This window comes from Martinezella tropici, assembly GCF_008370325.1.
Taxonomy (GTDB): domain Bacteria; phylum Pseudomonadota; class Alphaproteobacteria; order Rhizobiales; family Rhizobiaceae; genus Rhizobium; species Rhizobium tropici_B.
In genome coordinates this window covers 405202-424581 of the sequence record NZ_VNIP01000003.1, presented here as the reverse complement: position 1 = coordinate 424581, position 19380 = coordinate 405202, and the positions used below count along the sequence as shown (strand labels likewise).

General features: G+C 60.6%; 18 protein-coding genes. 3 read left to right on the top strand and 15 right to left on the bottom strand.

Annotation, left to right across the window (positions count from 1 at the left end; genetic code table 11):
- Position 1: 1 nt before the first annotated feature.
- The 6 genes from FP026_RS04820 to FP026_RS04795 form a co-directional block, all read right to left on the bottom strand.
- Positions 2–853, bottom strand: coding sequence for an ABC transporter permease (locus FP026_RS04820; protein ID WP_149633482.1), 852 nt, complete (start codon positions 851–853; stop codon positions 2–4).
- Positions 850–1800, bottom strand: a complete 951-nt coding sequence (locus FP026_RS04815; protein WP_149633481.1) for an ABC transporter permease — start codon at positions 1798–1800, stop codon at positions 850–852. Before FP026_RS04815 ends, FP026_RS04820 begins: the two co-directional genes overlap by 4 nt.
- 94 nt (positions 1801–1894) lie before the next feature.
- A complete protein-coding gene (locus FP026_RS04810) occupies positions 1895–3505 on the bottom strand; it encodes an ABC transporter substrate-binding protein (protein WP_149633480.1) in 1611 nt (536 codons plus the stop codon).
- A 64-nt stretch (positions 3506–3569) separates the two neighbouring features.
- On the bottom strand, positions 3570–4286 hold the full coding sequence (locus FP026_RS04805) for an HAD-IA family hydrolase (protein ID WP_149633479.1): 717 nt from the start codon (positions 4284–4286) through the stop codon (positions 3570–3572).
- 230 nt (positions 4287–4516) lie between these two features.
- Positions 4517–5893, bottom strand: coding sequence for an aspartate aminotransferase family protein (locus FP026_RS04800; protein WP_149633478.1), 1377 nt, complete (start codon positions 5891–5893; stop codon positions 4517–4519).
- Positions 5894–5906: 13 nt separating this feature from the next.
- Complete coding sequence (locus tag FP026_RS04795) at positions 5907–6746, bottom strand: GNAT family N-acetyltransferase (protein WP_149633477.1); 840 nt, start codon at positions 6744–6746, stop codon at positions 5907–5909.
- A 324-nt stretch (positions 6747–7070) separates the two neighbouring features.
- Here FP026_RS04795 and FP026_RS04790 point away from each other — a divergent pair, with 324 nt between their 5' ends.
- On the top strand, positions 7071–7739 hold the full coding sequence (locus FP026_RS04790; protein ID WP_149633476.1) for a haloacid dehalogenase type II: 669 nt from the start codon (positions 7071–7073) through the stop codon (positions 7737–7739).
- Between the two features lie 14 nt (positions 7740–7753).
- A complete protein-coding gene (locus FP026_RS04785) occupies positions 7754–9028 on the top strand; it encodes an NAD(P)/FAD-dependent oxidoreductase (protein ID WP_149633475.1) in 1275 nt (424 codons plus the stop codon).
- Between the two features lie 88 nt (positions 9029–9116).
- Here FP026_RS04785 and FP026_RS04780 read toward each other — a convergent pair whose 3' ends face one another.
- The 6 genes from FP026_RS04780 to argE form a co-directional block, all read right to left on the bottom strand.
- A complete protein-coding gene (locus FP026_RS04780) occupies positions 9117–10574 on the bottom strand; it encodes an NAD-dependent succinate-semialdehyde dehydrogenase (RefSeq protein ID WP_149633474.1) in 1458 nt (485 codons plus the stop codon).
- 21 nt (positions 10575–10595) lie between these two features.
- On the bottom strand, positions 10596–11636 hold the full coding sequence (locus tag FP026_RS04775) for a tartrate dehydrogenase (protein WP_149633473.1): 1041 nt from the start codon (positions 11634–11636) through the stop codon (positions 10596–10598).
- Between the two features lie 11 nt (positions 11637–11647).
- On the bottom strand, positions 11648–13111 hold the full coding sequence (locus FP026_RS04770; RefSeq protein ID WP_149633472.1) for an aldehyde dehydrogenase family protein: 1464 nt from the start codon (positions 13109–13111) through the stop codon (positions 11648–11650).
- 169 nt (positions 13112–13280) lie between these two features.
- Positions 13281–13637: a cupin domain-containing protein gene (locus FP026_RS04765; RefSeq protein WP_149633471.1), complete on the bottom strand. Its 357-nt coding sequence runs from the start codon at positions 13635–13637 to the stop codon at positions 13281–13283.
- Between the two features lie 22 nt (positions 13638–13659).
- Positions 13660–14583: a 2-hydroxyacid dehydrogenase gene (locus FP026_RS04760; RefSeq protein ID WP_149633470.1), complete on the bottom strand. Its 924-nt coding sequence runs from the start codon at positions 14581–14583 to the stop codon at positions 13660–13662.
- 29 nt (positions 14584–14612) lie between these two features.
- On the bottom strand, positions 14613–15737 hold the full coding sequence (argE, locus tag FP026_RS04755) for an acetylornithine deacetylase (RefSeq protein ID WP_149633469.1): 1125 nt from the start codon (positions 15735–15737) through the stop codon (positions 14613–14615).
- A gap of 235 nt (positions 15738–15972) precedes the next feature.
- Between argE and FP026_RS04750 the strand changes: the two genes are divergently transcribed.
- Positions 15973–16872 (top strand): GNAT family N-acetyltransferase, encoded by a 900-nt coding sequence (locus tag FP026_RS04750; RefSeq protein ID WP_149633468.1) that lies wholly within the window; start codon positions 15973–15975, stop codon positions 16870–16872.
- Positions 16873–17007: 135 nt separating this feature from the next.
- Here the strand turns inward: FP026_RS04750 and FP026_RS04745 are convergent, their stop codons facing one another.
- The 3 genes from FP026_RS04745 to FP026_RS04735 all read right to left on the bottom strand — a co-directional run bounded on the left by FP026_RS04745 (position 17008) and on the right by FP026_RS04735 (position 19272).
- Positions 17008–17652, bottom strand: a complete 645-nt coding sequence (locus FP026_RS04745) for a hypothetical protein (RefSeq protein WP_149633467.1) — start codon at positions 17650–17652, stop codon at positions 17008–17010.
- A 95-nt stretch (positions 17653–17747) separates the two neighbouring features.
- Positions 17748–18293 (bottom strand): hypothetical protein, encoded by a 546-nt coding sequence (locus tag FP026_RS04740; protein ID WP_149633466.1) that lies wholly within the window; start codon positions 18291–18293, stop codon positions 17748–17750.
- A 259-nt stretch (positions 18294–18552) separates the two neighbouring features.
- Positions 18553–19272 (bottom strand): hypothetical protein, encoded by a 720-nt coding sequence (locus tag FP026_RS04735; protein WP_149633465.1) that lies wholly within the window; start codon positions 19270–19272, stop codon positions 18553–18555.
- Between the last annotated feature and the right edge of the window lie 108 nt (positions 19273–19380).

Sequence of the window (19380 nt, the reverse complement as noted above, 5' to 3'; positions counted from 1 at the left end):
GTCATGCGCTCCTGTCCCTGATCCTGCGCGGCAGGTTGTCGATCAGCAGGTTGACGCTGATGGTGAGGCTGGCAATGGCAAAGGAGGGCACGAGCACGGCCGGCGCGGCGAAGGGCAGCCCGCCGATATTTTCGCGGACGAGCGCTCCCCAGTCGGCATAGGGCGGCTGCAGGCCGAGGCCGAGAAAGGAAAGACCGGACAACAGCAGAACGACAAAGACGAAGCGCAGGCCGAAATCCGCCAGAACGGGGCGAATAATGTTCGGCAGAATTTCCGAGCCGATAATGTAGCCGACCCTTTCACCACGGGTGCGGGCAACCGTGATGAAATCCATCGTGTTGATGTTGACTGCGAGCGCGCGGGCAAAGCGATAGGCACCGGGCGTGTAAATGACGCCGAGAGTGATGATCAGCACCGGAATGGACGAGCCGACGGCGGCAACGACGACTAGGCCGAAAAGCTTGCTTGGAATGGAGTTCAGGGCATCGAGAAACCGGCTCAGGATCGTGTCGAACCATCCGCCGACAACAGCGGCGATCATGCCGAGCGTCACGCCGCAAAAGCAGCATAGCGCGACCGCGGCCAATGAAATGCCGACCGTATAGCGGGCGCCCATCAAAACGCGCGAGAACATGTCACGGCCGAGATAGTCCGAGCCGAGCCACAATTGCCGGCTTATGGGGCCGAAATAGTCCGTGTCGACGATATCGCCGACGGAATAGGGAAGCATATAGGGTGCGAACAATGCGACGATCGTCCAGCCAAGAATGATGGCGAAAGCCACGATGCCTACAAGGCTGACATTATAGCCGAGAAGGGAAGGGGTGCGGGAAGCCAAGCTGTTCGTGGTCATCGCAGCCTCGGATTTGACAGGATTGCGACGATATCGGCCATGGTGATCAGCAGGAGATAACCGAGGCAGAAGATCATCGCGCAGCTCTGGATGAGCGGGAGATCGCGGGTCGCTACGGCGTCCACCATCAATTTGGCGATGCCGGGATAGTTGAAGATGGTCTCGACGATGATCACGCCGCCGACGAGATAGGAGAGCGACAGCGCGACCGCGTTGACGATTGGCCCCAGCGCATTGGGCAATGCGTGCCTGAACACCATACGACCGCGCGAGGCGCCCTTGAGCAGGGCCATTTCCACATAGGGTGTCTTCAGCGTCTCGATCAGAGCCGCCCTGGTCATGCGGATCATCTGGGCTGAGATGACGAAGGTGAGCGTGATGACGGGCATTGCGTAGATCTTCAGAAGATCGAAAACCGTATGCGCCTGGTTGATGGAAGACAGTGCCGGAAGCCAGCGCAGATAAACGGCGAACAGCAGTACGGCAAGCGTTGCGACCATGAACTCCGGCACCGATATGACGCCGATGGAAATGATCGTGACGATCCGATCGTAATAGGAGCCGCGAAGCATGGCCGAGGTAATGCCAAGCAGGAGTGCAAGCGGGACCGAGACGAGCGTCGTGATGGCGGCAAGCTCCAGCGTCGCCACCAGGCGGCGACCGATCAACTCCGCAACGGGCATATTGTTGGCATAGGACGTGCCGAGATCGCCCCTCATCAGGCCGAAAAGCCATTGCAAGAATCGCAGGATCGCGGGCTCGTCGAGATGCATCGCCTTGCGCAGGCCGGCAACCGCTTCTGGCGTCGCCGCCTGGCCGAGCAGGATGGAGGCGGTGTCTCCCGGCAGCATGCTGGTTGCGAAGAAGACGGCGAACGACACGATCAGCAAGGTGATGACCGCGATGAAGAGCCGGTTTAGGACAAGAATGGAGACCTCGGATCTCAAAGGCAATGCTCCTGCGGCGATCTGTGAAACGAACGGCGTTCGCAAGGCGGAAGCCCCCGGACGGCCTTCGCCGTCCGGGGAGGTTCAACGGCCGCTAGGCATCAAGCCACAGATACTCCGCCATTGCATAACCCATCATGCCACCGAGCGGGTTGGCTTCCAATCCGTGCACCTTGCCCGAAAGTGCATCCACATTCGAGATATAGGCCGGGATGATGGTCCCTGCTTCTTCAGCAATCATCACCTGCATTTCGGCGTAGATCTGCTTGCGTTTGGCCTGATCCAGCAAACCGCGCGCTTCGATAAGCATCTTGTCGAATTTTTCCGACTTGTATTGGCTTTCGTTCCACGGTGCATTCGAAGCATAAAGAAGTGAGAAAAGAATGTCTGGTGTCGGACGCGGATTGATGTTGCCGAAATGGATTGGCGCTTTCAGCCAATAATTATCCCAATAGCCGTCGGAAGGAACGCGCTGGACGTCGAGCTTCATGCCGATGTCGGCGCCGGCCGCCTGGATGATCATCGCCATGTCGATCGACGAAGTTGCCGCGTCCGAGGCTATCACCGGAATGGATTGTCCGAGCACGCCGGCCTTCTGGAAGTGGAACTTGGCCTTGTCCGGATCGAAGGCCTTCGGCTTCAGATCGTTGTTGTGATAGATATTGGCGGGGGAAACGGGCTGATCATTGGCAACTTCGCCAAGGCCGCGCAGGGCTGACTTGACGATCTGCTCGCGATTGACCAGGGACTTCATGCCATCGATGAAGTCCTTCTTGTTGCCCGGCGTCATGTCGAGACGCATGTTGAGATTGGTATAATTGCCGCTGGTCGTTTTCGACAGCGTAAAGCCCGACTGCCCGTCGATCAGCTTCATGGCACGCGGATTGATCGAAGCGGCGTAGTGAATGTCGCCCGAAAGCAGCGCATTGACGCGGGCATTATCGTCGCTGATAGCAAAGAATTCAAAGGAGTCGAGATAGGGCTGGCCGGACTTCCAGTAGTTCTTGTTCTTCACCACGACCGAGCGATTGCCCGGGTCGAAGGTTTCGAGAACGAAGGCTCCGGTGCCATTGCCCTTCGAGAAGTCGGTCGTGCCGTTGGCGACGATCATGAAGTGATGCAGGGCGAGAATGGTCGGCAGGTCGGCATTCGGATCGGCCAGGGTGATTTCGACCGTCGACTTGTCGACAGCCTTGAAACCGGTCATCTGCGCGGCAATCTTGGCGACCTTCGAGCCGACGCCGGGGTCGAGGTGGCGCTTGAGCGAGAAGACGACATCGTCGGCCGTCAGCTCCTTGCCGTCATGGAATGTCACGCCCTTGCGCAGCTTGACCGTCCAGGTCTTGGCATCCTTGCTTTCGATGCTTTCGGCGAGCTCCATCTGCGTCACGCCGGCTTTATCGATGAAGGTCAGGCGATTGTAGAGCGAGCAACAGCGCACATAGTCGGTCGACAGCGATGCCTTGGCGGGATCCAGCGTATCGGCGGTCGAGGACGACCAGCCGGCCGCTTTCAGATTGCCGCCGGATTTGGGCGTGGCCGCAACGGCATTCGATGCCCGGCCAAGCACCAGGCCGCCCGCCGACATGGCGACGCCACCGGCCAGAAGCATGGTGAGAAGTTCGCGGCGGGTGGCGCCTCGGCGAATGGCATTTTCGACCATTGCGTCATCCGAGGCAGTCCAGTTCATGATCTTGTCGTTCATGTCATTCCCCTTTTTTCTGGTTGGCAGTCTGCTTTTTATTGGATGCGATGATGGTGCTGGCTGGTTAGGCCGCCTGCGGCGCCCCCACGGCTTCGGCGAGTTCGGCCATGGATTTGAAGTGGAAGTCCGGCGTGGTGAATTCGGCCGGTTCGATCGTGCCGCCGTATCCGGCCTGTGCGTGACGGCGCTGGATCCAGCAATTCGTCATCCCCAATTGGCGGGATACGCCGATATCGTGATACTGGCTCTGCGCCACGTGGAGAATGTCGTCCTTGCTGGCATTCTCGTCGGCCACGAAGTCGAAAACCTTGTGAAAGAAGGCCGGATCCGGCTTTTCAGTGCCGGTGTCGTCGGCTGTGAAGGCAGCATGGAAGGGATGGCCGAGTTCCGCCGAAAAATGTTCGAAGGCCCAGCGGCGGGCGTTCGTCATGGCGATCAGCCGATATTTGCCGGCAAGCTGCGCCAGGGCTTCGGCGCTGTCGGGAAAGGCTTTCCATTGTCTAGCGGAATCGCGCAGGCGCTGACCATAGACCTCGTCGGCCGGCAAACCGAGTTTCGGGGCGATGGCGAGATAGACACGCACGAGATCATCGGGAAACAGATCGGCATCGTCGGCGTAGCGCGCGGCTCGATAGAGCGCTAGCGCCTCCTCGCCGTCGATCGTCACATTCGCCTCAGCTGCAATTTCGCTGAGGCAGGTTTTCAGGCCGCCTTCGAAGTCGATGAGCGTTCCGACAACGTCGAAGCTCATATATTTGAATTCTGTCAATGACTTGGTCATGTCTTACCCCAGTCTGCTTGCTGGCGGCGCCGGGCGGCCGCCTTGCGGAAGATTATGCTGTTCCCAGGCCCACTTGTTTTCTGATGCTCCCGAATTTGCCGGGATGAACCTTCATTAAGGATAAGTTTGGCACTTCGACCGCGCTGTTTGCGCCGAATCGGACTAGCGATGCGGCACAAAATTCTGAAAAACGCCTGCTCGCGATATATCGGTCCCGGGCCTTGGCGGGTTCAGTCCTTGAGCGCCCGGCGGACGTCGGGATCTTCGAGCGTTTGATCAAGCGTCCTTTCCGTTCGTTCGATGATCGCGTCGATATCGGCGTCGGTGCAGCAAAGCGGCGGGGCGTAACCCAGCACGCCGTTGGCGAAGGCACGGATCACCAGGCCGTTTTCCCAGGCCCGGTCGAAAATCCGGCGTGACGGTTGGGCCTCCGCCGGCAGCGGCGTCTTGGCGGCCTTGTCTACGACCAGTTCGATCGCAGCCAGCATGCCGCGACCGCGGACGTCGCCCACCAGGGGATGATCTCTCAGGCTTTCGAGGCCGGCCATCAGCCTCGCGCCGGCCTTTATGCCGTTTTCGAGCAGCCCGCCTTCGTAAAGTTTCAATACTTCCAGCCCGACTGCCGCGCTGACCGGATGAGCGGAATAGGTGTAGCCATGACCGACGGCAGAGGCTCCCGCCCCATCGGCAATGACCTGATAGACGTGATCCGCCATGAAGACCGCACCCATCGGAACATAGCCGGAGGTGAGCCCCTTCGCCGTGGTGATGAAATCGGGAACGATCTCGTCTTCGGAACAGGCGAAAAGCGGGCCCGTCCGGCCGAAGCCGGTGATCACTTCGTCGGCAACGAAGAGAATATCGAGCTCCTTGCAGAGATCCCGCATGGCCTTCATCCATCCCTTGGGCGGGACGATCACCCCGCCCGAGCCCTGGATCGGTTCGGCATAGAAGGCGGCGACTCGGTTTGCTCCAATCGCGTCGACCTTCGCCCTGAGCGCCGCGAGAGACGCCTGGATGATGGCGTTTGCATCCTGCCCAACGGGATTGCGATAAGGATAGGGCGACGGAATCTTGTGCTGCCAGTCGAGCGGAACGCCGAAGCCGGCATGGAAGTTGGGTAGGGCAGTCAGCCCGGCGCCGACCGTCGAAGAGCCATGATAGCCCTGCTCGATCGAGATGAACTGATCGCGCTGCGGTTGGCCGCGCGCAAACCAGTAGTACCGGATGAAGCGGACGGTACTGTCGATGGCATCCGAGCCACCCAGCGTGAAATAGATGTGGTTGAGGTCGCCGGGCGCGCGTTCGGCGAGCTCGGCGGCAAGGCGGATGGCCGATTCACTGCCGAGGCCGAAATAGGCCGTCGCATAGGGAAGCTCGCGCATCTGGCGAGCCGCCGCCTCCACGATCGTTTCGTGACCGTAGCCGGCGTTGACGCACCAAAGCCCCGCGAAACCATCTATCAACTGGCGGCCTTGAGCATCGGTAATCGTCGCTCCCTTGGCGGAGGAAAGCACCCGTACGCCTTGCTGCTCATGGCCGCGATAGGAGGCTACCGGATGCACCAGATGGGCACGATCGAGCTCGATGAGGGAATTGCTGTACATGGTCTTCTCCGGATCAGCCGAGCGCCTGGTTGGCGAGGGCGAAAGTGGTGACGGTCGAGGCATTGCTGCGCTTGATAACGGGGTTCGCCATGGTGATGCCGCCACCGACATGGGAGAGCGAATGTCTGGCGAGCCACGGTCCAAGACCGGTTTCCGCGCCGGTGTCGACGCGCAGGAAGGCGCCGGTTTTCCGGCTCATGAAGTGAGACAGAAGCGATTTCGCGTCTTCGATGTCTGGGGCGACGACCGGCCCCACGACCTCGCCCCGGCCAAAGGGACGAAGGCAGGCGAAGGCGGCGACTTTGCCGTCGCGGCGGATGACCGCGAATTCACCCAGATCCGCAAACCGCGCGATGAGAGCGGAACGATCGGCACCGAAAGCCTCGCGGTCGAGAGCTTTAATCGCCAGGATATCGGCCATGGTCGCCGCTTCGGTGTTTCCCGGCTTCGCAGTTGCCGCGACAGGGCCTTGGTGCTGGAGGACGGCGCCGGTCTGACGAAACCCCAGCTTTTCATAGAGGGGCAGACCATCGGCGGTCGCGATGAGGCGCAGGGGACGATTATCCGCGAGAGCCAACGCGGCCTCCATGAGACGGCGTCCTAGTCCGCGGCCGCGCATGCTTTCAGCGACGATCACCATGTTGATCGTGGCGCAGTCGGTTCCGTAGGGTGTTAGGAGCGTGGTGCCGACGACCTCATCATCAGCGCCGATCGCAACGACACCTTTGCTCAGGTCCAGGGCGACTTTCCAGTCATCCGGGCGATGAGGCCAGCCGGCCTCCTGGGACAGGCGGACCGCAACGTCCAAATGTTCGGGACCGAAAGGCCTGATTTCTATCTGTCGCTCCTGCATGGCGCTCCTCGCATTTCTTTGTCCAAGTGTCGGAGGGTCGGTGCCGGAAGATTATCTGAAGGCGATGTCCTTGACGGTATCTTTCGCCGTAGCTGCTCGCCCTTGCCGCATCTTATGCCGTTACCTCGCTGACGGCGGTCGCGAAGGTGGGGAGCGAAAGGCGTCTTTATCTATCGCCTCTGCAAGCAAATGCCAAACGAACGCCGCTATACGAAACTTTCTGCTCCGAACCTCGCAAAATCAGTGGGCTCCGGTGCCGAAAGCAATCCTATTATCTTGTTCTCCACCAATCGCCTCGAGGGGCAGCACGCAAGGACGAAGCGCATGACCACCTTCCGCCCGAAATATATCACCTTCGATTGCTACGGCACGCTGACCAATTTCCAGATGGCGGAAGCTGCCCGCGACCTCTATGGCGATCGTCTCGATGAGCCGGCGATGCTGCAGTTCATCAAGAACTTTGCCGCTTACCGGCTCGACGAGATCATGGGGGACTGGAAGCCCTATGCGGACGTGGTGCACAATTCGCTCGAGCGGACCTGCAAGCGCAACGGTGTCGCTTTCAAGGAAGAAGACGCCAGGATGGTTTATGAGCGCGTACCCACTTGGGGTCCGCATGCCGACGTTCCGGCTGGTCTCGCCAAGGTCGCGAAGGAAATTCCGCTCGTCATCCTGTCGAACGCGATGAATAGCCAGATCATGTCAAATGTCGCAAAGCTCGGGGCGCCCTTCCACGCCGTCTATACGGCCGAGCAGGCCAATGCCTATAAGCCCCGCTTCCAGGCCTTCGAATACATGTTCGACATGCTGGGTTGCGGCCCGGAAGATATCCTGCATTGCTCGTCTTCCTTCCGCTACGACCTCATGTCGGCTCATGATCTCGGCATCAAGAACAAGGTCTGGGTCAACCGCGGTCACGAACCGGCCAATCCTTATTACGGCTATGTCGAAATCGCCGACATTTCCGGTCTGCCCGGTGTCGTGGGGCTCTGAGAAGGGGCGGCCAGATGAAATATTTCTCTTATTGGCACGATACGGCGCCCCGCTTTGCGGGTGCGGCTGCCGGTCCCGTCGAAGGGCACTATGATGTCGTCGTCGTAGGCGGCGGCTTCACCGGGCTTGGCGCCGCCCGCCAGCTCGCCATGGCGGGCGCGAAGGTCCTCGTTCTGGAGGCCGAAACCGTCGGCTTCGGCGCCTCCGGGCGCAACGGCGGCCATCTGAACAATGGTCTGGCGCATAGTTACATCGCGGCAAAGGCGGAATTGGGCAAGGAGCGGGCGATCGCGCTCTATCGCGCATTCGATGCTTCGATCGACACGCTCGAAGCGATCATCGCGGAAGAGGGGATCGACTGCAATTTCCGTCGCGCGGGCAAGCTGAAGCTTGCCTCCAAGCCGCAGCACTTCGAGAGCCTGGCCAGGAATTTCGAAGCAGTGCATGCCGAGGTCGATCCCGATACCGCGCTGCTTTCAGCGACCGATCTCAAGGACGAGATCGGTTCGCCGTTCCATGGCGCGATGCTTTCGAAGAAAAGCGCCATGATGCATATGGGCCGCTATGTTGTCGGACTGGCCGAGGCTGCCAAACGACGCGGTGCGGTCATCGTGGAGGGCGCTGCCGTGACGGAACGCAGCCAGGTCGGCGGCCGGCACGTCCTCAAGACCAGTAGAGGCACCGTCACGGCAGATCAGGTCATGATCGCCACCGGCGCCTATACGACAGCCAATTTCAGCTACTTCCGCCGCCGCATCATGGCCGTCGGCAGTTTCATCGTCGCGACCCGGCCCTTGACGGACGGAGAAGTTGCCTCGGCAATGCCCGGCAACCGCACCTGCGTGAATACGATGAACATCGGCAACTACTGGCGCCTGTCACCCGATAACCGGCTGATCTTTGGAGGGCGCGCCCGGTTCTCCGCAACGTCGGACCAGCGTTCCGACGCCAGGAGCGGTGCGATATTGCGCGAAAGCCTCGCCCGCATATTTCCCCAGCTCGCCAGGGTCGAGATCGACTATTGCTGGGGCGGTCTCGTCGATATCACCAAGGATCGCTATCCGCGCGCCGGCTATCATGATGGCATCTGGTACGCCATGGGCTATTCAGGTCATGGCGCGCAGCTTTCCACGCATCTCGGCATGACCATTGCCGATGCGATTCTGGGAAGGCCCGACCGCAATCCGCTCAAGGGGCTCGATTGGCCGGCTATTCCCGGCCATTTCGGCAAGCCGTGGTTCCTGCCCCTGGTCGGCTTGTATTACAAAACGCTCGACAGATTTCAGTGATATCAGCCGGCGGCGCGTTTTGACGAAATCATCGGCGAAAAAGAAAAGGGTCTCGCTTGCGACCCTTTTCAGCCTGAAACGCAGGAGTTCAGCTGAGGCCACCGATATGGAAGGCCTTTGTTTCCAGATATTCCTCGATGCCGAGCTGCGAGCCTTCGCGCCCGAGGCCCGATTGCTTGACACCGCCGAACGGTGCGACCTCCGTGGAGATCAAGCCGGTATTGAGTCCGACCATACCGAATTCGAGCGCTTCGCCCACCCGCCACGCGCGCTTCAGGCTTTCGGTATAGAAATATGCCGCAAGCCCGTAAGGTGTGCCATTGGCGATGGCGATTGCCTCGTCTTCGGTCTCGAAGCGGAAGAGCGGCGCGACCGGTCCAAAGGTTTCCTCGGCGGCGAGCTGCATGGCAACAGTTGCTCCTGTCAGGACGATCGGCGCCGCATATTGTGGGCCGGTCGGCAGATCCCGCTTGGCTGTGACGATCGTTGCGCCCTTCGAAAGCGCGTCGTCGACATGGCGGTTGATCTTGGCGATCGCCGCTTCGTTGATCATCGGACCGATCGCAACGCCGGCTTCGGTGCCCGGCCCGACCTTCATGGCATCGACGCGGTCGGCGAGCTTCTTGGCGAAGGCATCGTAGACACCGGCCTGGACCAAGATGCGGTTGGCGCAGACGCAGGTCTGGCCGCCGTTGCGGAATTTGGAAATGATCGCTCCCTCCAGGGCAAGATCGAGATCCGCGTCATCAAAGACGATGAAAGGAGCGTTGCCGCCAAGCTCGAGGGAAAGCCGCTTGATACTGGCCGCGGCTCCGCGCATCAGCAGCGAGCCGACGGGTGTGGAGCCGGTGAAGGAAATCTTGCGCACGGTCGGATTGGCAAGAATCTCGGCGCCAATTTCGGAGGGCATGCCGGTGACGATATTGATGACTCCAGCCGGGATGCCGGCCATGTCTGCAAGCACGCCGAGCGCTAGAGCCGAGTAGGGGGTGAATTCGGAAGGCTTCACGACGACCGTGCAGCCGGCGGCGAGCGCCGGCGCGAGCTTGCGCGTGATCATCGCATTCGGGAAATTCCAGGGCGTGATGATGCCGCAAACGCCGACCGGTTCCTTCAGCACGACAATGCGCCGGTCGGGCGTCGGTGAGGGGATGGTCTGGCCGCCGATGCGGCGGGCTTCTTCCGCGAACCATTTGACGAAGGAGGCGCCGTAGCGGATTTCGCCACGAGCTTCGTCAAGCGGCTTACCCTGTTCGATCGTCAGGATCAGCGCGAGATCGTCGATATGCTCGAGCATCAGATCATGCCAGGCTTCCAGCCGCGCCGCGCGCTCGGCGTGCGTGCGCTTCTTCCAGGGACCATAGGCCGCCTCGGCGGCCTCGATCGCTGCCCGCGTCTCGTCGCCGCCCATATCAGGCACCGTTCCGATAATGGCCTGCGTTGCCGGATCGACGACGGCAACGGTCTTGCCCGAGCGGGCGGGAAGCCAGTCGCCTCCGATCAGCGCCTGCTGGCGGAACAGAGATGGCACTTTCAGATTTTGCATGTTCGGATCCTCGATAAGACTTCAGATTGCGGCGAGCAGTGCTGCGGTGATCGCATCGGTCCGGTCTTTGCCCGGAACCGTGCCGATGCCGCTTGCGGTCGTCGCTTCGATCGCTGCCATGACGGCATTTGCCGCATCCTGCTCGCCCAGATGTTGAAGCATCATGGCGCCGGACCATACCGTTGCGATCGGGTTGGCGATGCCGAGATGCGCAATATCGGGCGCGGACCCGTGCACCGGTTCGAACATTGACGGAGCGCTCCGCTCGGGGTTGATATTGGCCGATGCCGCGAAACCGAGACCGCCCTGGATTGCTGCGCCGAGATCCGTGAGGATGTCGCCGAAGAGGTTGGATGCGACGACGACGTCGAGGGTTTCCGGTGCCATGACCATACGGGCTGCCATGGCATCGATGTGATAGCTCGTGACTTCGACGTCCGGGTAATCCTGCGCGAGCTGTCGGGTGATTTCGTCCCAGAAGACCATCGAATGCTTCTGGGCATTGGATTTCGTTACCGAGGCGAGCTTGCCGCGCCGGGTCCTTGCCTGCTCGAAGGCGAAACGCAAGATGCGCTCGACGCCCTTGCGTGTGAAGATCGACGTCTCGACCGCGACTTCGTCGAGCGTGCCCTGATGGATGCGGCCGCCGGCGCCGGAATATTCACCCTCGGTATTTTCGCGGATGCAGAGAATGTCGAAGGCTGACGCCTTGAGCGGCCCCTGGACGCCCGGCAGCAGGCGATGAGGGCGAATATTGGCATATTGCACGAAGTTCTTGCGGATCGGCAGCAATAGCCCGTGCAGGGATACCGCATCCGGCACTTCGGCCGGCCAGCCGACGGCTCCGAGCAGAATGGCATCGAAACCGCGCAGCGTTGCGATGCCATCGGCGGGCATCATAGCGCCGGTTTCTTTGTAGAAGGCGCAGGACCAGGGAAATTCGGTGCCGTCGAGCATAAAGCCGCCGGCGCCCGCCGCCTTTTGCAGAACCGACCAGCCGGCGGCGATCATGTCACGACCGATGCCGTCACCCGGGATCAAAGCAATCTTGTAGGTTTTCATGTTCGCTGTCCTCAAAGATTGATCAAAACGCTCTTGCTCTTGCGATTGGCCTGAAATGCCTCGCGGCCGAGGTCCTTGCCGATGCCGGATTGCTTGTAGCCGCCGGTCGGCAGGATGTGGTCGCGGGAACGGCTGTAACGGTTGACCCATATGGTGCCCGCCTGCAGACGGCGGGTCAGCCGGATGGCGCGCGAGAGGTCGCGGGTGAAGAGGCCTGCCGCCAGCCCGTAGCTCGGATGGTCAGCGAGCCGTAGGGCTTCCTCTTCGTCCTCGAATGTCTGGAGAGTCAGCACGGGACCGAAGATCTCCTCGGTAATAGCCGGAGAGTTCTGATCGACTCCGGCCATCAGTGTCGGGGCATAGAAATAGCCCGGTGCGTCCATGAGCGTACCGCCTGCAAGACATTCTCCCCCGGCTTCGATAGTGGCGGAGACGATCGCATCGATGCGCTGTCTCTGCTTTTCCGAGATGATGGGGGAGTACCGGCTCGCAGCATCCCAGGTAGGACCTGGGACAACACCCTTCATCCGGTTCCGGATGGCATCGATCAGTCCGGCCGCTATCTTTTTTTCCACCATGAGCCGCGATCCGGCGACGCAGGCCTGGCCGGCATTGCCAATGATACTGGCCGTAATGGCCGCCGCCGCCTTGTCGAGGTCCGCATCGGCAAAGACGATCTGCGGGCTCTTGCCGCCGAGTTCCAGCGTCATCGGCTTTACACCCGTGCGGGCGATGTTCTCCATGATGGCGGATCCAGCCCGGGTCGAACCGGTAAAGCTGATCTTGGCGATATCGGGATGGCCGGTGATCGCCTGGCCGGTCGTCACGCCGTCACCGAGCACGACATTGATCAGGCCGGCGGGAAGGCCGGCACGCACGGCGAGCTCAGCCAGATAGATGGATGAAAACGGCGTCATTTCGGACGGCTTCAGGACGACGGCGTTTCCAGCGGCCAGCGCCGGCCCGAGTTTCCAGGCGGCCATGTTGATCGGAAAATTCCAGGGCGTGATGGCGCCCACCACCCCATAGGGCTCCGTCATGATCATGCCGAAATTGCCGTCGTCGGTCGGCACGAGGTCGCTGCCTTCCTTGTCGGCGAATTCGGCGAAGAAGCGGATCTGCTCCGCTGAAATCGCGATATCGCCATCGACAAGCTGGCCGACGGGTCGCGTCGAAGCGACAGCCTCCAGCCGAGCGAGCGTTTCGGCTTCCTGCTCGATGAGGTCCGCCCAGCGGTGCAGCACATTCAGGCGCTCGCGCGGGCGGACGCCGCCCCAATTACTTTCCTTCAATGCGGCCTTGGCCGTTTGAACGGCCTGGTCGACAACGGTGGCGTCCGCGATCGGGCATTCGGCATAGGCCTTGCCATCGGAGGGACGGTGCATCGGAATGACACCGCTCGCGGCATTGAAATGCCCGCCGATGAAATGCCCGACGGGAAGCGAAAGACTGTCGGGATCGAAGCTCAGGTCCATAATGATATCTCCGGTCAATTTACCGAGATGCTATAGGATCGGTGAAGTAGCTTGATCCGATCGCGTCGGCCGGCGCGGCGGAAAAACCCGTTTTGGGGCGGTCCGGCAGCGTATTCTTTGGCCGGACCGGATTGGGCGGGGCTCGGGAGCCGTGCCGAGGCAGCAAAACTTAGGGAGTGACGGTCACGTAGATCTTCCGAACCGTTTCGATCGTCTTCCATATTCCGACGAAGCCCGGCTTCATGACGAAGCTGTCGCCCGCCCTATAGACGACAGGCTCGCCGCCTTCCGGCGTCAGTTCGACGACGCCGGAGAGTATATGGCAGAATTCGAAGGTTTCGCCCTTGATCGAACGGCTGACACCGGGTGTGGCCTCCCATACGCCGGTGTGCACCGTCTCGTTGCGGGCAACGTCCTGTGCCCAGGTCTTGAGCTTCGGATCGCCAGAGATCAACCGCTCGGCAGCGACAACATTTTCGCGCGGCGCGAAGGAAGGGTTAGGGTCAATCGTCTTGAGGAGGGACATCGGGTTCCTTTCGGGTTGGCAATCAGTAGCCGCGGCGACGGTCGACGAGGCCGAGCGGGTCCACACCCGCCCGGATCCGCTTGATATTATCGATGACGGCGCGCGCGGCGCTATGGGGCTGGGTGACGCTTGCGATATGCGGCGTCAGCAGGATGCGTTCATGGTTCCAGAACGGATGTCCGGCCGGCAGCGGTTCGGGATCGGTGACATCGATCACGGCGTCGGCAAGCCGACCGCTGTCGAGCGCGGCGAGGAGATCTTCCGAAACGAGCTGCGGTCCACGGCCGGCATGCACGAGGCCCGCGCCCTGCGGCAGTTTCTCAAAGAGGTCGGCGTTGAGAAAACCGCGGGTCTCGTCGGTCAGCGGCAAAAGGCAGATCAGAATATCGGTCTCGGAAAGCATGGCCTGGAGTCCCGCTTCGCCGGCAAAGCAGGCAACGCCTTCCAGTTCGCGTTGATTGCGGCTCCAGCCGGCAAGCAAAAAGCCGAACGGCTTCAGTCTTTCGAGCACGGCCTTGCCGAGGTTCCCGAGCCCCAGCACGCCGATACGGCGTTCGGCGGCCTGAACCTGTGGCAAGGCATTCCAGACCTGGCGGCGCTGCTGGCTGAGATAAGCCGGTAGATTGCGGTGGAGCGCGAGGACGCCAAGCGTCACATATTCCTGCATCATGCGTGTGATGCCGTCTTCGACCATCCGTACGATTTTTACGTGAGCGGGTATCTGTGCCGCGTCGAATTGATCGATGCCGGCGCCGATGGAAAACAGAACTTCGAGATTGCGGTAGCGTGGCAAGTCGTCCGGAACGGTCCAGCTTATCAGATAGCGCACGGCGTCTGGATCGACCGACAGTGGATCCGTGGAAAACGAGATATCCGGCAGCTCCCGGGCGAAGGCCTGCTGAAAGATATGGCCGCGGCGGGCATCCGAATTGAAGAGGAACGTCATGGGCTATTCATCCTTCGGTCTTGCGGGTATCACGCCATGCAACGACGGCCGAGAGCCTCGATCATGGCCTGGCAGGCGGTGAGTTCGTCCATGAGGATGAATTCGTTCGGCTTGTGCGCGCGCCCGATATCGCCCGGACCGCAAATGATCGCCTCGAGGCCGGCGCGCTGGTAGAGCCCGGCTTCGGTGCCGTAGCTCACCGCTGCGAGTGGTTCGATGCCGGTCAGCTCCGTCAGCAGATCGGCAAGAGGCGCTGCACGCGGAAGGGAGAGGGCGGGATAGGAGCTCAGCTCTTCCCATTGCATCTGAACGCCCCGATGCTCAAGCGCGGCAGCGGCCCCGCGCACCGGTAAGAGCAATGCTGCCGGGTCTACGCTGGAAATTGCCCGCGCTTCGACCTCGAGCGTACAGAGATCCGGAACGATGTTGATGGCTTGCCCGCCGTGAATAATGCCGACCGAGACCGATGAATAAGGCGGTTCGAACTCTGCTTCGAATGGCCCCTGGGCAACAGAATGTGCGGTCGAAATGGCGGCCTGCAAAACCTCGGCGGCGGCATGGATGGCATTGAGACCGAGATCGGGCCGCGACGAATGACCGGAGCGTCCCTTCAGGGTGACGCGGGCGGCTGATTTCCCCTTGTGTGCGAGGATAGCCCGCATGTTACTGGGTTCTCCGACGATGACGCCGAGCGGCGTTTCGCAAAGCTCCGGCAGGCGCGCGATGAGATACGGTATGCCACGGCAGCCTGCTTCCTCGTCATAGGAAAAGGCAAAATGGATTGGCTGCTTGAGGGGGCTCGCCGCGAGCATCGGCACCGCCGCCAGAGACGCGGCCAGAAAGCCCTTCATGTCGCTGGTGCCGCGGCCATACAGCCTCTCCCCATCGGCCCGCAGCACGAAGGGGTTGCTCGCCCATCCCGCCTCGTTGGCCGGCACGACATCCATGTGACCGGAGAGGACATAACCCGGCTCGCCGCGAGGACCGATGGTGGCAAAAAGGTTCGACCGGTCGCCCTCGGGACCTCTAATGATATCAACCGTGGCGCCGAAGGACTTCAGGTAGGCACCGATCCACTCCACGATTTCAGCATTCGGCGTTCCGACGACGGAATCGAAACCGACCAGTTTTGCCAGAATGTCCGCTGCCTGCATTGCTGTTGCCAATCTCCGATTGCTATCCTCGCCTGTGCAAGCGAGGTTTCGATCAAAGGAAGGTTAAGCCTCCGCCAGAAGAATACCTGCCGAAAGCGCGGCGCATACGGTCAATTCTTGCGCCGCCGTTTGCATACGCAGTGAAATGTTTCGCGCGGTCTCGGCTAAGGTCGCCAAGCATGATGCCGGCTTGCGGGAATGGCAGCCGGAAGATCGGATGGCGGCTGGACCACGAATGGATACAAAAGTACCCGAAAAACTGCATGTCGATGCATTCGAACTGCGCTTTGCCGACATCTCAGAGGTCGCTCTGTCACAGCTTCAGGCTCTCTCGATGTCGGTCGGGTGGCCGCATCGATCGCAGGACTGGCAGCACCTGCGCGATGTCGGCCGCGGCTTCGTGGCGCTTGACGAAATCGGCAGGGTTTCGGGCTCGACCATGTGGTTTCCACACGGAGAGAATTTCGCCACATTCGGCATGCTGATCACCGCGCCGCGACTGCAGACGAATGGTACGGCGGAGTGGCTTGTTAACCGGATGCTGGCCGAATGCCATCATGAACGATTAAGGCTGAATGCGACAAGGGCGGCGCGCCGGATGTGCGCAACGCTCGGGTTCATACCGCAACAGACGGTCTTTCAGTGTCAGGGTGAGGTTCTATCCGTGCCTGAAGTCGGCAATATCAAACCGGGGCTTCAGCTGCGGCGGCTCGAGCGCAGCGATCTGGATGTCGTCGCGGCCCTGGATGAGCCTGCTTTCGGCACACTACGCTACCAGCATCTGCTGCGATTGTTCGAGAGCTCCATCTGCTACGGTCTTTATGATGGTCGGAAGCTGATGGCTTATTCCATGCGGCGCCGCTTCGGCCGCGGTCATGTCGTCGGCCCCGTCGTTGCTTATTGCGAGGAAGATGCAATTTCCGTCGTTCATCCGCATGTCGCCGCGCATGTCGGCAGTTTTCTCCGGCTCGATACCCATTTCGGTACGGGCTCATTCGCCGGTTTTGTCCAGCAAAGCGGCATGTCCGTCTTCGACACCGTGACGACAATGGTTTCTTCCGAAGCGGCCTCTTATGGGAGCCAGAACACAGGTTCTCCGGTCGTTTTTGCCCTTGCTTCGCAATCCTTCGGATAATCGCAACAGCGGTTGAATCTGCGAGTATTCGTTGAGCGGACGGCATGCATCGGCGCTTACGATTTCCGCTCAGCTATGGTTCAGCTCCCGTTCGAAACTTCGCCTCAAGGCTCGCATCGCCATTCACGCATGTTTTCAATGAGTAATGGACAATATGAGCCAGTCATCGTCGTTCAGCGGGGCTAGCATTGCACGCGCATCGTCCAGAGCCTTGCTTTCATTCAGTAGGTTCCACGCCCATACCGCCTCGTCGGCCTGCGAAGGCGGAGCAAGGATCAAGCGGTCGATGCTCTCCCTCAGCTTTCGTGTCATGCCGGGAGGCGTCCAGCCGCCCGTGTGGCGGAATTTACCCTCCTTCAATTGATCGGTGGAGCTGGCATAAGGCTGAAGCATCGTTTCAATAGGCTGCCCATGGATGAGAAAGTCGATCTCGTCAGCCGACCAGCCAAGCGCCGGCAAATGCGTTGCCAGCCGATGGTGGTTCGTATCGTCGCTGGCGCTCAAGGTAGGCACTGGAACGAAGTCCTTGGCAAGCGTCACCAGGGCGGCAAGCCCGGGGCTGATGAATCCAGGCTGCAGCCAGGACGACGCAGCACCGTCCGGGCCGAGATAAAAGGCGGAGTTAATATCTTCGCGCTGTGCGAGCTCGGCGTAACGGCTAACCGCCATGGTGGAAAGTCTTTCCCGGTCAGCGGATTCCCATGCTGCCAATAGGTCGAGAACCGTCCGTTCGAAGCCTGGCGTGACGGCACAGCGAAACGCGTGATGAAGCACTGCCATGTCGAATTCTCCCGTGAAAAAGCCGCCGGACTTTTAAGAAGACCGGCGGTGAAAATCATTGCGTTTTTAAACATTAGGGCCTTCTCACGGAAAGTCTATTGGGCAGCGCAATTGGTCAATTGTCCATTGACGACGGTGGTCCCAGAGCCGGCCGTCGTGGCAAGGGCCTGGAAGGCTACCGCCGCCACGCGGCTTGCCGCGTTATTGGACGATGTCGGGTTTTGGATCTCTGTCTTTGCGATGCTCCAATGGCCGGGTTGTACATTGTCGAAGACAACATTCCAGGGGAAGGGCCTGGGATTATCGGCGGCATTCGCATTGAACTGGATACCGTTTCCGATTGGAATCTGGGTGCCGGGCGGAGGATTGACAAGATTGCCGAGGTCCACCTTGACGAAGCATTGGGCGCCCGGCATCGCAAGCAGGGCGGCCGCATCATTAGGATAATAGTAGAACGACAACGTCGGCGGATTTCCACTGACGCCAAAGTTGACCGCTGTCCAAACGACAATTCCCGTTGCGGCATCGGCCGTGACACTGCGATAGATGGAATAGGCATGCGCCGAGCTTGTTGCGCCAAGCGCAACGAGGGCGGTGAGCGTTGCGGCGAGGATGCGGCTGCGTAGTTTGGTATTTTGCATGACGGTTTTCCTTTTCGCTAGGAGGAGATGAGCGTTCCCCACCGCATGCGGGGAGCGCTGACCGACAGCGCGCGCCGCCGGACCTGGTATGGCGGTGAGCGAATTCGTGCCGTCCGCCGTGTCTGTGAGTGTTCAGGGAGGTGCCCGTAGGCAGCCTCGGGGCATTCAGGCAAACGGCGGGGCAGCGCCTCGCGCCGTGGTCTTGCGCAAGCAGTTTGCGCCTCGTTCAGTCGTTCCCGACAAACCGGCTAGCTTCGGCCTATGGTCCACCGGTCGTTGAAAACGTCCCGTTTGAATTGTAGGTGGCGGTGATCGTGGCGAAGCCGGCAGTGAAATCACATCGCGCCGAGTTGCTCTCGTCATAGGCCAGGAGGCTCGCGATAGGCTGATAGCCTGTCTTGACGAAGAAGACTTGCGCCGGCGCGCAACTCATCACGGCGTTGGGCACGGGCGCCACGAAGCTCGATAGGACAACGCTCTCGCCTGTGTACAATGCAGCGACGCCGCAAAAGAGCTCGGGATACGGAGCCGGCGTATAGGGCGGCACCTTGACGCCAAAAGCTCCAACCGAGATCCCCGATTGATAGGTGGGCGGCGAAAACCCCAGCGGACTGAGCGTCAATTCCGTAAAATTGGTCGGCGGATTGTTGCCTGTGTCAGTCGTCAGCGAGATTGCTTTTTTTGCGGTCGCCTTGCTGACCAGGAGCCGCAAAGTTCCGGACGCGTTCGATGCGGTAGGCAGCGGCGGTGGCGGCGGCGACACTGCAGTGCTGATCGCGCCCGCGTAGATTTGTCTATCCAGGCCGAAGATTATCTGCGCGCCCGAGTTGTCGTAATTGCTGACATATTGGCAGCCGAGGCTAGAGCAGTAGATGGTACCCGCGGACGGCTCGAACACGGCTCTTTTCTGAAAGACGTAGAAATACTGCGCCGTCTGCGAGAGATTCCGAACGACGATTTGGTAGGACGAACTGCTCATGATGTTCCCACAATCCCGTTTAAGCTTCAGGCCATTTGGGTTCAGGTTGTTCGCCGCCTTGGCTGGCGGCGAACATCAGATGGCAGGCGCATGCGGGTGAAGGTGAGG

Coding starts and splice junctions, on each gene's coding strand:
- argE (WP_149633469.1), bottom strand. CDS start 15,737: ATGCAGGCAGCGGACATTCTGGCAAAACTGGTCGGTTTCGATTCCGTC.
- FP026_RS04795 (WP_149633477.1), bottom strand. CDS start 6,746: ATGCAGGAGCGACAGATAGAAATCAGGCCTTTCGGTCCCGAACATTTG.
- FP026_RS04760 (WP_149633470.1), bottom strand. CDS start 14,583: ATGACGTTCCTCTTCAATTCGGATGCCCGCCGCGGCCATATCTTTCAG.
- FP026_RS04740 (WP_149633466.1), bottom strand. CDS start 18,293: ATGCAAAATACCAAACTACGCAGCCGCATCCTCGCCGCAACGCTCACC.
- FP026_RS04790 (WP_149633476.1), top strand. CDS start 7,071: ATGACCACCTTCCGCCCGAAATATATCACCTTCGATTGCTACGGCACG.
- FP026_RS04735 (WP_149633465.1), bottom strand. CDS start 19,272: ATGAGCAGTTCGTCCTACCAAATCGTCGTTCGGAATCTCTCGCAGACG.
- FP026_RS04800 (WP_149633478.1), bottom strand. CDS start 5,893: ATGTACAGCAATTCCCTCATCGAGCTCGATCGTGCCCATCTGGTGCAT.
- FP026_RS04785 (WP_149633475.1), top strand. CDS start 7,754: ATGAAATATTTCTCTTATTGGCACGATACGGCGCCCCGCTTTGCGGGT.
- FP026_RS04770 (WP_149633472.1), bottom strand. CDS start 13,111: ATGGACCTGAGCTTCGATCCCGACAGTCTTTCGCTTCCCGTCGGGCAT.
- FP026_RS04775 (WP_149633473.1), bottom strand. CDS start 11,636: ATGAAAACCTACAAGATTGCTTTGATCCCGGGTGACGGCATCGGTCGT.
- FP026_RS04765 (WP_149633471.1), bottom strand. CDS start 13,637: ATGTCCCTCCTCAAGACGATTGACCCTAACCCTTCCTTCGCGCCGCGC.
- FP026_RS04810 (WP_149633480.1), bottom strand. CDS start 3,505: ATGAACGACAAGATCATGAACTGGACTGCCTCGGATGACGCAATGGTC.
- FP026_RS04745 (WP_149633467.1), bottom strand. CDS start 17,652: ATGGCAGTGCTTCATCACGCGTTTCGCTGTGCCGTCACGCCAGGCTTC.
- FP026_RS04780 (WP_149633474.1), bottom strand. CDS start 10,574: ATGCAAAATCTGAAAGTGCCATCTCTGTTCCGCCAGCAGGCGCTGATC.
- FP026_RS04805 (WP_149633479.1), bottom strand. CDS start 4,286: ATGACCAAGTCATTGACAGAATTCAAATATATGAGCTTCGACGTTGTC.
- FP026_RS04820 (WP_149633482.1), bottom strand. CDS start 853: ATGACCACGAACAGCTTGGCTTCCCGCACCCCTTCCCTTCTCGGCTAT.
- FP026_RS04750 (WP_149633468.1), top strand. CDS start 15,973: ATGGATACAAAAGTACCCGAAAAACTGCATGTCGATGCATTCGAACTG.